Below are 15,000 nucleotides of genomic sequence, written 5' to 3'. Positions count from 1 at the left end.
CGAAGGTCGGGCCCTGCGGCACCGGCGCCCGCCGCTTCAGCGCCACGCGTCCGCATCCTTCTCCTCGGTGATCGTGAACGCCACGATCTCGGAACGGTCGCTGACCCGAGAGCCGCTCCGCACGGCCGGGAGCACGCGGTCGACCTTCCACGGCGGCAGCCGGTTCATCGGCTCCGTCGTGAACCGCACGGTGTACTCGGTCCGAGGGGTGTTGTAGGCGAGGCGGATGACCGCGGCGGCGATCGCGCCAAGGTGTATCGGGCCCTCGGTGGTGCCGCCGAGCATCCGGTAACCCTGGTTCGCGCTGCCCATGAACTCGTGCCGCGGCCCGCCGGCGGAGCTCGGCAGCCATGTGCTGCACGACCGGGTCGTCGACCAGGCGGCGCTCGGTCTCGCCGTAATGCACTGCTTGGATCCGGACTTTCATCGAAATCCTCCAATGTGGACGGTGACGTTGTGGTTGGGGAGAGCTGGTCCGCCCGCCGGGGAAGTAGTGAGCGGACCACCGGCTTGAGGGATCAGGCGCTGAGGGTGCGGCGGTTACCGCCGATGCGGGTCTGCGGACGGTCGGCCTTCTGCCCGGCCGCGTAGCCGGCACTGAAGCCGCCGGTGGTCGGGCGGCGGAAGGTCGACTTGCCGAGACGTCGATCAGGCGGCCCGTCATCGCCGCGTGACCCTGTGCCGCTATCGCCATGGGAATAGTGGCTACCGGCATGGCCGTCGGTAAGAACCGCAGACCGCGCGGCGCGAACCAGCCAGCGCGTGTTCCGATCGAAGACAAGCGCCCCGACGCACTCTGGAGGTTTGACTGATGATCCGTTCTTCGATCGCGCGCGCCCCAAGGCCAGGCGACGTTGATAGCTCGCTCGACCGGGCAACGGTCGTATCCGTGGCCACTTCAGCCTTGAACCAACAACGTCCGCTAAGGATCCGCCTGCCATTCGCGGGCGGGAGAGGAGCTCGCCCGTGTTTGGGAAACGCTATGCCGCTTCGATGATTGCCCGGAGCGCCGAGAACGTCCGGGACCGCCGCCGCTTCCTGCGAGCGGCAGGAATGGCCGGCTTGGGTGTCGTCGGCGCCGGAGCCCTTGGCGGGCTCGCCGCAAGACCTGCGACAGCGGCGACCGCCGCGGCTGCAGAAGGTGCCGTCAGCGACGGTGCGGTGCTCAACTTCGCCCTCAACCTCGAGTACCTCGAGGCCGAGTTCTACTTGCACGCCGTCACAGGCAACGGACTCGCTGATTCGATGACCACCGGCACCGGGACCCGTGGCGGCGTCACAGGCGGTCGCGCGGTCAAGTTCAAGACCAAAACGACCCGCCAGTTCGCCCAGGAGATCGCGTCGGACGAGAAGGCCCACGTCCAGTTCCTGCGGACCGCGCTGGGCTCCGCGGCGGTGAGCCGCCCGCCGATCGATCTGCAGTCCAGCTTCACCGCCGCCGCCCAGGCCGCCGGCCTGGTCAAACCCGGCCACAGCTTCGACGCCTTCGCCTGTGAAGAGAACTTCCTGCTCGCCGCGTTCCTCTTCGAAGACGTCGGCGTCACCGCCTTCAAGGGCGCCGCGCCCCTGATCAGCAACAAGACGTACCTCGAAGCCGCCGCCGGCATCCTCGCAGTCGAGGCGTACCACGCCGCCAGCATCCGCAGCGCGCTTTACCAGCACAGCGGCAGCCTCGACGGCCTAGGCCACCTCGGCCACGACCTCAAGGAGGCCAGCGTCAAACTCTCCAACGCCCGTGACAGCCTCGACGGTTCGGTCGACGACGACCAAGGCGTCGTCGACAGCCAGGGCAATGTCAACATCGTCCCGGCCGACGTCAACGGCATCGCCTACAGTCGCTCCCCCGGCCAGGTCCTCAACATCGTCTACCTCACGCCGAAGGCGGCCACCTCAGGCGGGTTCTTCCCCAAGGGCCTGAACGGCGAGGTCAAAACCAGCGCTGCCAACGGCTGACCCCAACACCACAGGGCTGGCGCCGGAGCGTCTGGGAAGACGCTCCGGCGCCCGTCGACTGTTAGGCCTGGTTGCCCCCGCTCCTGCCGCCGGACGGGGAGCCCGGCAGCAGGAGCGGGAGCGCGCGTTCGTGTTGTTTCTGCCGCGCGTTTCCAGCGCAGGACCGGTCGGCATTGCGCGGACCGACGACGGCGCGACAGGCTCGCAGCATCGTCGCGCCGTATTCCTGCACGACCGCTTCGAAGGGCCGCACGTTTCGCTGTTTCAGAACAGCCTGCCGTCGTCCTCGGCGGGCGGCTCTTCCAGGTTCAGCAGGAAGCGTTTGCGGTGGACACCGCCCGCGTACCCGGTCAGGCCCCCGCTCGCGCCGACCACGCGGTGGCACGGCACGACGATGCTGATCGGGTTCCAGCCGTTCGCGTTGCCCACGGCCTGCGCGGCGCCCGGGTCGCCGAGTTCCGTGGCGAGCTCGCCGTAGGTGCGCTTCTCGCCGTACGGGATCTTCGTGAGCAGTCCCCACACCTTGCATTCGAAGGCCGACCCGCGTGGCGCCAGCTCGAGATCGAAGTCCCGCCGCTCGCCGGCGAAGTATTCCGTCAGCTGGCGGATCGCCTCCGCGAAAGTCGGGTCGCTCCCGGCCACCCGCGGCCCCAGGCCCGTCAGGCGCGGCTCGCGCTTGTGGCCGTCGAAGTAGAGCCCTACCAGGGCCGTGCCGTCCGCGACCAGCGTCAGGTCGCCGACCGGCGAGGCCGCGACCGCGTGTCGAACGCCCATGTCCTCGTTCCCTTCTCCTTGCGTCACACCGGGTAGGCACGCAGGCTCGCCGAAGTGTTAGTTCAGCCCTGCGATTGTTCCCCGCCCACCGGTTGCTGATAGCGCAGGTTGCACTCCGGCGCGGTGTGATAATGGACTCTTTAGTCCATCACCTCGGCTGGGCGGGCGGTTCGACAGCTATGGTCCGCAGGCCTCAGCGCACACCTTTCCGACGTGGTCGACCGAGAAAGGCGCCCAGTGGAAGGTGGGGCGAGGTCTGCTTCCTAAGGGATGCCTCGTAACCCGATGTAGGTCTGCTCGGTAGTTGATCATGGTGTGGTGCAGGTGATCTCGGCGCCGCAGTCGGGCTGGATTGCCCCGTTCACGGGGTTGGAGCCGGGTCGGTTCCGCACGCTGGTGCGGGTCCTGGCGAGCCGCGGTGGTGATGAGATCGGACAAAATGCCGGAAAACCCTGCGCGACTACCGCCGCGCCCCACGCTCAACGACACCATGACCGGCATCGCCCACCTGCACAACACCCACCTCACCGACTGAGCCACAACACAAACCCCACAACGACAACACCAGTCACGAGACATCCCCTCAGTAGCTCCAGTCCTGGCTGCTGATGGCCTATGTGGCATGCGATCTGGCCGACTTCGCGCGTTTCGCCGTCCCGATCGGCGAGCATGAGCTGAACCCCGACGGCGCGACCCATGCGCCAGGCACTGCGCTGGCCCACGCCGCCCGAGTGCTCGCCCTCGCCGAGCGGTACGTCGAAGCCGCCTTCGTGTTCGAGCGTGTGGGCGGCGCCGATTGGCAGGCATCGGCGACGTCCTGGAGGTGTCACCCGAGACCGCTCGAGCGCGCTACGCGATATCCGAGGCCGCCTTCCGGGAACTGCTCTCCCCGAAAAGGCTCGCTCGACCGGAGCCGCCGGCGAGGTGACCAACCTACGGGCCTACATGGTCAGGGAACGGCTGGAATTCGCCCTCAACCTCGACGACTGGGTCCTGCGCCACAGGGACGGCGACAACGACCTCGGCACCGCGCCCGTCTCCGGTGGCCGAGAAGCCTCCCGACCTCACTGAGAGGAACTGAGAGAAAAGGCCTTCGGGCGGCGCGTCGCCGCTGAGATCCCTCCATGCGCACCGGGCAACGTGGCTGACGCGCTGCGGGCTCAGTCGGCGATGGGGCCGACGACTTGCGGGATTTCGAACAGGTTGCCGGTGTCTCCGGTGTGCAGGAACGCGACGTTGCTGCCGGCGGGGATCCGCCCGCTGCGGGCGTGGTCGAGCAATCCTGCGAGTCCCTTGCCGGTGTAGACGGGGCCGACGAAGACGCCCTCGGCTCGGGCCAGCTCGCGGATGGCCGCCGTGCTTTCGGGGGACGCGACGGCGTAGTCCTCGCCGACGAAGCACTGATCGATGTCGATTTCGGCGCGGATTGTCGCGTCGTCGGGCACGGGTGCACCCAAGGTGGCCAGAACCGCCTTGGTCCGTTCGACGATCACGCCTGGGTTCATCCGGTCTTCGTCGTCGACCCTCTGGATGGAGATCGAGCGGAACTTCACCGGGTGGCCCAGACTCAGCTTGGCTGCCAGCATCCCCGGCAGCGCGGTCCCGGTGCCGATCGTGTGGTAGACGTAGTCGAGCTCGACCCCCGCGGCATCGGACTGCTCCAGCATCTCCCGGAACGTGAGGGCGTGCGCGATGTAGCCGTCGGGGTGTGCACCGCCGGCTCCGACGACGAGGACCTTGCGCCCCTGCGCCACGAGTTCGGCCTTGCGCACCGCAATGGCGTCGGTGATCCGCGCGGCCTCCGTCGGAGAGTGCCATTCGTTGCCGGTGACGTTGATGACGTGGGTTTCGACCCCCATCGTCTTGTTGAGCAGGTAGTTGCCGCGGAACTCGCCGAGTTCACCCTGTCGGGACACGTCCCGCGTCAAAACCAGGATCGGCGTGATCCGTGCGCTCAGGCAGGCGGCGGCGAACTGCAGCCCCGAGTTGGTCAGGTACGCGCCCTGGGTGATCACGTGCGTCACCCCGTCCTCGATGGCTCGCCCCAGGATGAACTCGGCCAGACGCATCTTGCTTCCGCTGATCGCACTGGGGCCTGCCAGGTCCTCGCGTTTCAGGAAGAGGTTGATCCCATACGCCGCCGACAGGTTGGGCACGGCGTGGAACGGAGTGGGGTAGAACCCGACCCGACGTCGGGGAAGTTTGTCGATGGCGGTGTCGAAATGCGTGAAGTCCATGTCTCCAGCGTCGACCACGCCTGTCGATTAGCGCAAACGATGATCTCTTCTCGACCGATAAGCTACTCTTAACTTCATGTCTTGGCTGTTCGATCCGCGCCAACTGGTGACCCTTGCGGCGGTAGTGCGGCTCGGCTCGTTCGCCGCTGCCGCGCAGGAGCTGGGCTACACCCAGTCCGCGGTCTCGCAGCAGGTCGCGGAACTGGAACGCCGGATCGGCGCGCGAGTCGTGGTCCGCCGGCCCGTCCGCGCGACCGAGGCCGGGCAGGTCCTGCTCGACACCGAGGCCGCGATAAGCGCGTCGATGAGCCGCGCTGCCACCGAACTCGCGGCCCTCGCGGAGGGCACCGTCGGCGAAGTGCGGCTCGGCGCGTTCATCTCCGCGGCAGCCTCGATCGTCCCTCCCGCGCTCGCACGCCTGCGTGCGACCCGTCCGGCAGTCCACATCACACTCCGCGAACTCGAGCAGCGCGAAACGCATGCGCTGCTGTTCCGGAGCGAGATCGACCTGGCCATCACCTTCGACTACGAACACGCTCCCGAGCCAGCGCCCGCCGGGCTCAGGCAAGAGCACCTCCTCGACGATCCGATCATGGTCATCCTGCCCGTCGGTCATCCCCTGGCCGGAGCTGACAGCGTCACCCCCGCCGACCTGCCGTCGGACGCCTGGATCAACACCGCGGTCGACGTCCGCGACTTGGCAGCCTCACCCATCGGCGCCGACCGGGGAAGCGGACATCGTCTGGACTTCGACGGCATGGACTTCCGCACCGCACTCAACCTCGTCGCAGCGGGCCTCGGCGTCGCCCTGCTGCCGCGGTTGTTGGTGCTGGACCCTCCCCCGAGCGTGGTGGTTCTCCCGATGCGGCAGCCCACCATCGTCCGTCGTCTCTACACCTGCCGACTCGATACCAGAGGCGTGACCGCGCCGATCAGACAGCTCGAAGCGTACCTGCGGGAAGCCGCAACGGAACTCTGAAACGACCGCACCCCAACCCTCGCGCGTCTTCCGCACCTCATCCTCGACGGGGTCTCGGAAACGATTGTTCGCGAGACGTATGCGGCTGATCGGCGTTTCCACAAGAGATCGGTAAAGCATGCCGTGTCCGCGCCAATGTCACGTTCTCGGGGGTTGGTGGCGGGCATGAGATCTACTGGGAGGAGTCGGGGAACCCTGACAGGATCGGGCCAAGACCTCGTCGTCGATGCGCCGTCCCGCGGTGCGCATGGACTCCACGGCCAGGCCGCAGTACTCCGTCGTCCACGCGACGACCGCGTTGGTGACCAGCGTCAAGCACCACGCCTGCTCGGTCTGGGCCTCCAGGTGTCGTGCCCGGACGGTGCCCTCGCGGGTGCAGATCAGATCTCGCTTCAAGGCGTGCAGGGACTCGCCCTTGTTCAGCTGCCGGGAGATCTTGCGCCGGTAGGCCGGGTCGGCGACGTGGCGGGCGGCGTAGATGGTCCGGCGCGACGCGCCGCACTCCGTCAGTGCGGCCGCCAGCGCGTTCTGCCGTCCGGACGCGGAGAGCTTGCCGACCAGGAGCGACGCGGTGGCGTGGCGGAACTTCAACGATCCGGCCAGGCGCAGTAGGTCGTCGTTTTGGCGATCAAGTCGGTGTTGAGCTTGCGGGTCAGCAGGGGCCCGGTGCTCGGAACGCCGCCGAGGCGGAGATTTCCCGATCGCGGCCGACGTCTCGAGCGCGTCGGCGGCACCGAGGTCGGCTCCGGCGCCGCCGAGCGGCGAGAGCACGTCACAGGCACCCTCGCAGGCGGCGGTGAGCAGGCCGATGGCGACGACCAGGAAGATGTCATCGACGAGATCCCCGCCGTCTTCGAAGATCGGGTCGGGGTACCGGGCCTGGAAGTTGGCGTTGAACAGAGGCACCGGGTCCAGGCACGCGTTGGTCTTGTAACTGCCCGGGGGTTCAGCCGGCGGCAAAGGTCCTGCAGGTGACGGTGAATGCGGTCCGTGTCGGCCGGAGCACCGGCGAGCAGGAGGACGCAGTCCTCGGTGGTGTCGCTGTCCAGTGACAGGCAGGCCGCATGCGGGTCGGCACGCTGGCGTGCGCTGCTCGATGAGTTGCTGCTTTTCCGTCGCGAGCTGGTCGACGATACTTTGCCCGGCCAGCGTGATGTCCCGGCCGCCGCGGAAACCTCGGCGGCCGGGACCGGCCCACCGGAGGGCTCCAGTTGCCGCTCGCGGTCCACTCAGGCCGAGTGGGCCGCCCGCCTGCCCGGCCAGATCGGCAGCAGGCCGCGCCCGCTGATGTCGTTGAGAACGATGGCTGAGCACAGGTAGAACGCGACGAAGGAGTCGAGGAGGCCAACCCAGCCGCCGGCCTTGGTCAGCGCGATCGCGGTGGCTCCCGATCCGACGATGTTGGCGAGGCCCAGCAGTACGTAAACCACGACCAGTAACACGAACGCGGCGAACGCGGGCGCGTTGACCACCCGTGCCCCCACGGCGAGCATCGCGGTGAACAACGCCCACACGATCAGGTAAGCGCCGAACATGCGGCCGAAGTTCGCTGCTCCCGCCGTGTTGGTGATCATCGGTGCGTAGAATTGCACGATCAGCGCCGTGGTGAACAGGAAGCAGGCATACGCCGAACAGAACGTCGCGCCGAACAGGTTGTTGCCGCGGAACTCCCAGATCCCGCCGACGAGCATGGCGAGCGCGCCAGTGCCCATCGCGACGGGAACGAACATCGTGGCCGTCCGCTGGTCCACGACACCTGTGTTGGCCAACGACAGAATCGTCAGCGAGAATCCGAACCCCGCCAGCGCGAGTGGCACCCCGCTGGCTGTGGGGGCGAAGGCGGTCGTGGCGGGCTCACCTACCCGCGGCGGCGGCACTTCCGGGGCGGTCCCGGGAGGAGCGGTTCGTTGTGCATATTCTGCGCTGGTCATGATGCTACCTCCAGACTGCGCAGGAGTGCTCTCGACACGGACCGGGTGGAACCGCGCCGAGGCCAGGCCGATCAGACTTCTGTGGCGAGCAGTTCCTTGAGGCCGTTGTCGATGAACCGGGTGTCTTCCGGGTTGAGGCCGCCACCGGCGAAATGCCCCCACGCTCCCGGGATGACGCGAAGTTCCGCCCGGTGCATGTGCTTGACTTCCCACTCGTTGTCCTCGGGCGGGAAGTACAGGTCCTGCTGCGCCGGCATCACGATCGCGGGCGCCCGGATCGCGCCGAGTGCGTCCTCGAGGCTGCGCTTTCCCGGCGTGTTGCCGATGTCGGCGTGCTGCCAGGTCCACAGCATGGCCAGAAGGTTGTTCGCGTCGCGCTTGAGGAACAGGCCCTCCCAGAAGGCCACGAGGAAGTCTTCCAGGGACGCGTAGCCCAGTGGCTCGCGCTCGTAGATGGTCTCCCGGTAGAACTGCTGGCAGAAGCCCCAGCCGGCGTAGACCCGCGCCAGGGCGCGGAGCCCGATGTCGGGTTGCTCGTCGTACCGGCCGCCGTTGTAGGCCGCGTCCGCGGTGAGCGCCGACCTGACCCCTTCCAGGAACACGAAGTTGTGCAGGCTGGTCTTCGCCGATCCGCAGAATGGCAGGATCCGCTTGACCATGTCGGGGAAGCTGACCGCCCACTGGTAGGTCTGTCCGGCGCCCATCGACCAGCCGGTGACCAACTCCAGTGTCCGGATGCCAAAGCGCTCGGTCACCAGCCGGTGCTGGAACTGGACGTTGTCATACATGGTCACCCGGGGAAACGACGCGCGGTCATGCGGCGCGGGGGTGTTGCTCGGCGACGAGGACAACCCGTTGCCCAGCATGTTCGGAATGATGATGAAGTATCTCGCCGGATCGAGCGCCATCCCCTCGCCGATCAGCCATTCATTGTCGTAATGCTGCCCGGAATACCACGTTGGGTACACGATCGCATTGCTCTTGTCACCGTTGAGCTCGCCGTACGTCTTGTACGCGAGCTTGGCATCGCTGAGCGTGGCGCCTTCTTGTAACCGGACGGTACCAAGGTCGAATATTTCGTAATCCACGAGAGCCTCCCTGCCGGTTTCTCCGGCTGCGCCCTCCTCGTGGCTCTACAGTACGCCGCCACCGGCTAGGTGATGAGGGCTGGCCGACCTGTATCGCGCCAGTTCCCGCCCCGGCCGACCAGCGCTGATACCGGTGGGCCCTCGGTGTTCAGGTTGTGCAGGTAGAGCAGCTCGCAACCCGTCCACGACGGACTTCGACCCTTCACTGGACCCAGAGTGACAGTCTGTCACTTTGGGTTTTGTTCGGGGCCCACGAGGTACCGCCACACCGGTGCCGCTCATTGTCGGAAACACCTGAAAACTGCATTGCACCTGCCTTTTAGAGCCGTGGGTTCTGGGGTTGAACCGTGGCAGCGGCTCGAACTCACACAGGGTTGCCGCTGCTCACAGCGGGCAACGTGAGGCGTGTGGTTCGTGGGCACCTGATCTTGACGACATGTCCGAGCCACACGAAGACCTCGACGAGGGCAAGCTCACTCTGATCTGCGACGCGGTCAGCCCAACGTGGGCTGTCGAAGACGCCGAGGAACCTGAACTCGGAGACGAGGTGCTCGCCGAGCGACGGACTGCGCACTGCGACGTGCTTCGGCAGCGAGCACGCGGGCTGATGCACGGACGATCTGGTCCGGGGTGAGGTCGCCCCATCGACTGCTTTGTTTGCGTGCCGTCGCGGCTTCTCTGCACCAAGCAAGCCGACGCGCCGGAAGTCTCAGCCGATCAGGCCAGCTGGTTGCCTGCTCAGGACTTCAACGGTGCACGTTTGCGCGCGAGCACGAACGCTTGCGGTGTGTCCTCCTTAAACTTGCCGTCCTCGTCAGGCTCCCGGAGGACCTGAACGCGCGCGATGAGCCCGGCACTGTGCAAGAGGTTGATCACCTGGTCTGGCTGGCGCTGGTGAAAATCGAGCGAGACCGGATGTCCGCCCGCCTGAGAGCGGTGCAGCACCCCTTCGCCGGCTTGGAACGCCAACTGCACGTACCCGCCCGGTGCCAGTACCCGGTTAAATTCGGCAAAGACCTCCGGTAGATGCTCAGTCGGTATATGGATAATCGAATACCAAGCCACGATTCCGCTTAACGAACCATTATCCACATCCAGCTCAGTCATCGCCCCCACATCGAACCGCGAGTCCGGATACATTTGCCGAGCCACCTCGATCATCTGAGGTGAAAGATCCACTCCGAACACCGACAAACCCAACCGGCGCAGGTAATCGGTCACTCGTCCGGTGCCGCAGCCAAGGTCGGCCACCGGCCCAGCATTCGCGCTCTGGACCAGTTCTGCGAACCCGTTGAGAAGCGCACGGTCAAGAGGCTTGGCTGCCAATTCATCATAGAGCCACGCGCCGTAGTCCGAAGCCAGCGTGTCATAGGAATCGCGGGTCTGGACAACAAAGTCTGCATCGGCCATTGCCACACAGTAGCGGCGCTCCGGGCCCGCTGGGCCGGGGTGGTGAGTGGCCAGGATTGCCGGTCGGATGGGATGACGACCTGGTCGGGGTTGAGATCGGTGTGCCACCCGCGCCAGGCGGCGAGGCTGGCGTGGCCGAGGTCGCGGGAGATCTGGCGGATGGGGATGCCGTGGGCTTCGGCGGCGATGGCGTAGAGGTACCGGGCCGCGTGCGGGTGGATGGTGTCGGCGATCGCGCGCACGGCGGCGGCGTGCGCGCGGATCGTGCTTGAGTTCGCGCCGCGGCGCCGCAGGCTGCGGCACAGGTACTGCAGCGCGTCGGTGACCTGCTGGGGCTCCAGCCGAATCCCGAGGCGGCCGGCCAGCAGCGGTCGGTCCGCCGGTTTCGACGACACCTGCCCGCGCACGGCGACCTCGCGGGTGTGCCCCGGCGGCGTCGCGGTCGGCGAGATACTCGTCGATCATGGCGAGCACCCAGTCAACGACGAGGACCCAGCGACGTCTGCGGCTCTTGCCCTTGGGATCACGGGTATCTCGCCGAAAATTCAACCGAATAGGCCCCGACCAGGCGCTGACCGGACCCCCGAGCGCTGATGGTCAGGCGCAGAGAGTCGGCGAGGGAGGCGCGACGCCTCGCTCTCGACGAGCAGGTTTTCCACTGCAGCGACCACGATGTGCCCGCATACACCGCGGCCTGTGAACACAGTTTCCGCTGGTCAGCATGACCAATGAGCTGTGACTGAGATCGCCGCGCCGAGCAACTGTCGATGATCGCGTCACCACCCCGTGGACGGCTTGTCATCCTGTCCAGGTGATGTAACCGGCGACCGGAGGCCGCCATCGTGGGGACGTTCCGGCGACCGCGCCGGTGGCCTTGGAAAGGCGTCGTCGCGATCGGCCGGCGCCGACGTCGGCCGCACGAGGAGGCAGTGCGTTGACAGAGAGGAAGACCAGGCGAGAGTCGCAAGCCGGCAGGTCTGTCCTGCTCACTTTGGCAACAGGGCAGTTCGTCATGGCTCTGGACACCACCGTGATGAACACCGCGATCGCGACCGTCGCCGAGGACCTCGGCACGACGGTCACAGGCATCCAGACGGCGATCACGCTCTACACGCTGGTGATGGCCTCGCTCATGATCACCGGCGGGAAGCTGGGCGAGATCCTCGGCCGCAAGCGAGCGTTCTCGATCGGCTGCGTCGTGTACGCGTGCGGGTCACTGACCACGGCCCTGGCACCGAACCTCGTGGTGCTCATCATCGGCTGGTCGTTCCTGGAAGGCCTGGGAGCGGTGCTCATCATGCCGGCGATCGTGGCGCTCGTGGCGTCGAACTTCGGCAAACCCGAGCGTCCCAGGGCTTACGGTCTGGTCGCGGCGGCGGGCGCTATCGCCGCCGCGCTGGGCCCGGTGATCGGCGGCGCATTCACAACCTACGCGTCGTGGCGCTGGGTCTTCGCCGGCGAGGTGTTGATCGTGCTGGTGATCCTGGTCCTGGTCAGGCGCGTGAACGACACGCCGGCCGAAAAAGGGACCAAGCTCGACCTCGCTGGCACCGCGATGTCCTCGCTAGGACTCGGGATGATCGTGCTCGGTGTCCTGGTCTCCGGCAGCTGGGGTTTCATCCAGCCGAAGCCCGGCGCCCCGACATGGCTCGGCCTCTCGCCCGGGATCTGGCTTGTGCTCGCCGGCGGCGTGATGTCCGCGGTCTTCCTCGTGTGGGAAAAGCGGCGTGTCACGCGGCACGAGGGCGCACTCGTCGACCCGGCGCTACTGCGTGTCCGGCAACTGCGCAGCGGCGTCGGCTCGTTCCTGTTCATGTTCCTCGTGCAGGCCGGCCTCTTCTTCACCATCCCGCTGTACCTGTCCGTCGCGCTCGGACTGTCGGCGGTGGAGACCGGCATCCGGCTCCTGCCCCTGTCGCTGACGCTGCTGCTGTTCGCGGTAGGCATCCCCAAGCTGCGGCCCGACGCCTCGCCACGGCGGGTCGTCACACTCGGGTTCTTGGCCGTCTTCGCAGGCATCGTGCTCCTCATCGTGCTGCTCGACGTCAGCGCCGAGCCCAAGATCATCACCGGACCGCTGCTGCTTGCCGGTGCGGGCCTGGGCGCGCTTGCCTCACAGCTGGGCAGCGTCACGGTGTCGTCCGTGCCCGACGAGATGAGCGGCCAGGTCGGTGGCCTGCAAAACACCGGAACCCAGCTCGGCGCGTCGATCGGCACCGCGCTGGCAGGCGCTGTCGTGATCTCTGCTCTGACCGCGTCCTTCTTCGCCGGCATTCAGGACAACCCCGACGTGCCTGCCGAACTCACGGCACAAGCGCAGACGCAGCTGTCCAGCGGAGTGCCGTTCCTGTCCGACAACCAGTTGAGAGCTGCACTGGACAACGCGGACGTCCCTCCGGAGACGGTCGACGCGGTGGTGACGACCAACGCCCAGAGCCGCATCGCGGGGCTGCGGTCGGCACTAGCGGTGCTGGCGATGCTCACGCTGCTGGCACAAGTCGTCACCGGCGGCATACCCAGGGAACAGCCCGGTGCTCGCCCGAAACCGGATCCTCCGACCGGGTAGCGCAATCTCGTCCGACAGAGCCGTCACCCGCCGCGACATCCACCAGCTGTGCCACGCCCACGCCATCGAGCTCATCAACTCCGGCGTCTCCATCGAGGTCGTCCGCCGCCGGCTCGGCCACGCCTCCACCGAAACCACTAAGATATGAACGCTGCTCGCCGTTCAGGTCGCCGACGACGAAATCCGCGAAGAAGTCGGCGCCCTTGAGGCGCAGCCGCTGGCCGCGCTGATTGCCCACCTGCAGGAGTATCGGCGGAAAGCCGGTCAGATCCGCCATGACCGCCGGGCTCAGCAGCGGCTGGCGGGGATCCTGCCCGGCCGTGTACATGGCCCCGGTGCGTTCCAAGCCCGCGCGCGTGAAGATCGGGTCGACGCTCGCCTTGGTGTCCATGCTTTCGCCCGTCCTGGTGGCGTCCAGTCCGGGGGAGAACGCCACGATCGCGGCGGGCAGAGGCAGGCCCGCGTCGCGAGCGGCCAGGCTGGTCGTGACCGTCAGGCCGCCACCGCCCGAGTCGCCGGCGAACACGATCGTCGAGGAGTCCACGCCGTTGTCCAACAGCGCGCGGTACGCGCCCAGGGCGTCGTCGATCCCCGCCGGAAAGGGATGCTCCGGTGCCAGTCGGTAGTCCACCGAAAACGCCCGGCATCCGGTCCTCACCACGAGGTTCGCCGTCAACGACAGCGCGGTCTGCGGCGAGCCGAACACCCAACCGCCGCCGTGGAAGTACAGGATCGTCTCCGGGCGCACCCCCTGCTCAGGCTCGACGTACAGGGCCTGCCGGTCGCCGAGAGTTGTCGTGCAGGTGCGGATTCCGGACGGGACGATCATTCTGGACATTAGTGTCGCGAATCCGGCTCGCAGGGCCTCGACCGAGGGCGGCGGGCCCTCTGGGTGCGGTTGCCGGAACATCGCGTCGATCTTCTCCCGCTGCCGATCGGGCTGGCGTTCCTGCTCGGCCGGCGCGCCGCAACTCGCCGCTACACCTACGGTCTCGGCCGCGCCGAAGGCCTCGCCGGAGTCGTGGTCGTCCTGATCATCGCCGCCTCCGCCGCACTCGCCGCCTACGAGGCGATCCAACGACTGCTGCACCCACACCCGGTCGAGCATCTGTGGGTCGTCGCGCTCGCCGGGCTCGTCGGCTTCGCGGGCAACGAACTCGTCGCCCGCTACCGCATCACCGTCGGCCGCCAGATCGGGTCGGCTGCCCTCGTCGCCGACGGCCTGCACGCCCGCACCGACGGCTTCACCTCCCTCGCCGTCGTCCTCGGCGCCGTCGCGCTCGGCTTCCCCGCCGCAGACCCGATCCTCGGTCTCGTCATCACCGTCGCCATCCTGTTCGTCCTGCGCGACGCGGCCAAAGAAGTCTTCCGCCGGCTCATGGACGGCGTCGAGCCCGCCACCGTCGAACTCGCCGAGCGCACCGCGCGCGCTGTTCCCGGCGTGCACGACGTCGCGGACCTGCGCATGCGCTGGATCGGGCACAGCCTCCACGCCGAACTCGCCATCCGCGTCGAGAGCACCCTCACCGTCGAGCAGGCACACCAGCTCGCGCACGACGTCGAGCACCAGCTCCGCCACGTCACACCACGCCTCGCCACCGCCGTCATCCACACCGAACCCACCACCGGCGCCGACAGCGCACACAACACGAATGCGGGTGTCAGATGACGGGGCCGAGCAGCTGATCACCTCAAGGCACTGGACCGCGACACCGCCACCGAACTCGACCGCACCAGCCCGGCCGCCCTCTACAGCTGGGACAGCCGTTCAGAACCACGGAAGCCGCAAGGTGTCGACTGGCCAACGATGCGCATCGCCGCGGTCTGCGCCGTTGCGAGGCCGAAGGAGTCGTCCCCGCACCCTGATGTCCGACCGGCAACACGTGGCAAGCACGGGCCTCATGACCGGGTGGTGAAGGGCTTGCAGCGGGCGTAGTGCACTTAGTCCTGCAACGACACTTCGTTAGGAAGCGACCGGCGTGTCGGTTAGGCTCTGGTTCGACGGTCGTGTAGTTGATCTTGTGTGCTGGAGATGGTGACGGACTGGTCGGCGCGTTTCGCT

General features: G+C 67.3%; 14 protein-coding genes and 2 pseudogenes. 8 read left to right on the top strand and 8 right to left on the bottom strand.

Going from position 1 to position 15,000, the window contains the following annotated elements; all coding sequences use genetic code 11:
* Positions 1-36: 36 nt before the first annotated feature.
* Positions 37-312: a hypothetical protein gene (locus AB0F91_RS34655; RefSeq protein WP_360604499.1), complete on the bottom strand. Its 276-nt coding sequence runs from the start codon at positions 310-312 to the stop codon at positions 37-39.
* Positions 313-966: 654 nt separating this feature from the next.
* Here AB0F91_RS34655 and AB0F91_RS34650 point away from each other — a divergent pair.
* Entirely contained in the window at positions 967-1,953 is a 987-nt protein-coding gene (locus tag AB0F91_RS34650; RefSeq protein WP_360604497.1) for a ferritin-like domain-containing protein, read from the top strand.
* A 264-nt stretch (positions 1,954-2,217) separates the two neighbouring features.
* Here the strand turns inward: AB0F91_RS34650 and AB0F91_RS34645 are convergent, their stop codons facing one another.
* Entirely contained in the window at positions 2,218-2,727 is a 510-nt protein-coding gene (locus AB0F91_RS34645) for a methylated-DNA--[protein]-cysteine S-methyltransferase (RefSeq protein WP_360604495.1), read from the bottom strand.
* Positions 2,728-3,045: 318 nt separating this feature from the next.
* Between AB0F91_RS34645 and AB0F91_RS34640 the strand changes: the two are divergent.
* Both AB0F91_RS34640 and AB0F91_RS34635 read left to right on the top strand, forming a co-directional pair.
* Positions 3,046-3,159, top strand: a pseudogene (locus AB0F91_RS34640) (IS5/IS1182 family transposase); the annotation flags it as partial.
* Positions 3,160-3,651: 492 nt separating this feature from the next.
* Complete coding sequence (locus AB0F91_RS34635; protein WP_360604493.1) at positions 3,652-3,798, top strand: hypothetical protein; 147 nt, start codon at positions 3,652-3,654, stop codon at positions 3,796-3,798.
* Positions 3,799-3,887: 89 nt separating this feature from the next.
* Here the strand turns inward: AB0F91_RS34635 and AB0F91_RS34630 are convergent, their stop codons facing one another.
* Positions 3,888-4,964: a pyridoxal-phosphate dependent enzyme gene (locus AB0F91_RS34630; protein WP_360604491.1), complete on the bottom strand. Its 1,077-nt coding sequence runs from the start codon at positions 4,962-4,964 to the stop codon at positions 3,888-3,890.
* A gap of 76 nt (positions 4,965-5,040) precedes the next feature.
* Between AB0F91_RS34630 and AB0F91_RS34625 the strand changes: the two genes are divergently transcribed.
* Complete coding sequence (locus tag AB0F91_RS34625; protein WP_360604489.1) at positions 5,041-5,943, top strand: LysR substrate-binding domain-containing protein; 903 nt, start codon at positions 5,041-5,043, stop codon at positions 5,941-5,943.
* Positions 5,944-6,081: 138 nt separating this feature from the next.
* Here AB0F91_RS34625 and AB0F91_RS34620 read toward each other — a convergent pair whose 3' ends face one another.
* From AB0F91_RS34620 to AB0F91_RS34605, 4 genes are all read right to left on the bottom strand, one after another.
* Positions 6,082-6,849, bottom strand: a complete 768-nt coding sequence (locus tag AB0F91_RS34620; RefSeq protein WP_360604487.1) for a Tn3 family transposase — start codon at positions 6,847-6,849, stop codon at positions 6,082-6,084.
* 323 nt (positions 6,850-7,172) lie between these two features.
* Complete coding sequence (locus AB0F91_RS34615; RefSeq protein ID WP_360604485.1) at positions 7,173-7,874, bottom strand: acetate uptake transporter; 702 nt, start codon at positions 7,872-7,874, stop codon at positions 7,173-7,175.
* Positions 7,875-7,945: 71 nt separating this feature from the next.
* Positions 7,946-8,962 (bottom strand): alpha/beta fold hydrolase, encoded by a 1,017-nt coding sequence (locus AB0F91_RS34610; RefSeq protein WP_360604483.1) that lies wholly within the window; start codon positions 8,960-8,962, stop codon positions 7,946-7,948.
* A 738-nt stretch (positions 8,963-9,700) separates the two neighbouring features.
* On the bottom strand, positions 9,701-10,372 hold the full coding sequence (locus tag AB0F91_RS34605; protein WP_360604481.1) for a methyltransferase domain-containing protein: 672 nt from the start codon (positions 10,370-10,372) through the stop codon (positions 9,701-9,703).
* Positions 10,373-10,503: 131 nt separating this feature from the next.
* Here AB0F91_RS34605 and AB0F91_RS34600 point away from each other — a divergent pair, with 131 nt between their 5' ends.
* The 3 genes from AB0F91_RS34600 (at position 10,504) to AB0F91_RS34590 (ending at position 13,086) form a co-directional block, all read left to right on the top strand.
* Positions 10,504-10,644 carry a hypothetical protein gene (locus AB0F91_RS34600; RefSeq protein ID WP_360604479.1) on the top strand — a complete coding sequence of 47 codons (141 nt, stop codon included), beginning with the start codon at positions 10,504-10,506 and terminating at the stop codon, positions 10,642-10,644.
* Between the two features lie 662 nt (positions 10,645-11,306).
* Entirely contained in the window at positions 11,307-12,938 is a 1,632-nt protein-coding gene (locus tag AB0F91_RS34595) for an MFS transporter (RefSeq protein ID WP_360604477.1), read from the top strand.
* Positions 12,904-13,086 carry a tyrosine-type recombinase/integrase gene (locus AB0F91_RS34590; protein ID WP_360604695.1) on the top strand — a complete coding sequence of 61 codons (183 nt, stop codon included), beginning with the start codon at positions 12,904-12,906 and terminating at the stop codon, positions 13,084-13,086. Before AB0F91_RS34595 ends, AB0F91_RS34590 begins: the two co-directional genes overlap by 35 nt.
* A gap of 93 nt (positions 13,087-13,179) precedes the next feature.
* Here the strand turns inward: AB0F91_RS34590 and AB0F91_RS34585 are convergent.
* A pseudogene (locus AB0F91_RS34585) lies at positions 13,180-13,767 on the bottom strand (alpha/beta hydrolase); the annotation flags it as partial.
* Between the two features lie 69 nt (positions 13,768-13,836).
* On the opposite strand from AB0F91_RS34585, the gene AB0F91_RS34580 reads away from it, so the two are divergent.
* Positions 13,837-14,607: a cation diffusion facilitator family transporter gene (locus AB0F91_RS34580; protein ID WP_360604475.1), complete on the top strand. Its 771-nt coding sequence runs from the start codon at positions 13,837-13,839 to the stop codon at positions 14,605-14,607.
* The last annotated feature ends 393 nt before the right edge of the window (positions 14,608-15,000 follow it).

The sequence above is a fragment of the Amycolatopsis sp. NPDC023774 genome (genome assembly GCF_040639695.1).
Classification (GTDB): Bacteria; Actinomycetota; Actinomycetes; order Mycobacteriales; family Pseudonocardiaceae; genus Amycolatopsis.
The sequence above is the reverse complement of the archived record's forward strand: the minus strand, read 5'-3'. Positions and strand labels throughout refer to the sequence as shown.

Coding starts and splice junctions, on each gene's coding strand:
- AB0F91_RS34655 (WP_360604499.1), bottom strand. CDS start 312: ATGGGCAGCGCGAACCAGGGTTACCGGATGCTCGGCGGCACCACCGAG.
- AB0F91_RS34625 (WP_360604489.1), top strand. CDS start 5,041: ATGTCTTGGCTGTTCGATCCGCGCCAACTGGTGACCCTTGCGGCGGTA.
- AB0F91_RS34615 (WP_360604485.1), bottom strand. CDS start 7,874: ATGACCAGCGCAGAATATGCACAACGAACCGCTCCTCCCGGGACCGCC.
- AB0F91_RS34605 (WP_360604481.1), bottom strand. CDS start 10,372: ATGGCCGATGCAGACTTTGTTGTCCAGACCCGCGATTCCTATGACACG.
- AB0F91_RS34630 (WP_360604491.1), bottom strand. CDS start 4,964: ATGGACTTCACGCATTTCGACACCGCCATCGACAAACTTCCCCGACGT.
- AB0F91_RS34645 (WP_360604495.1), bottom strand. CDS start 2,727: ATGGGCGTTCGACACGCGGTCGCGGCCTCGCCGGTCGGCGACCTGACG.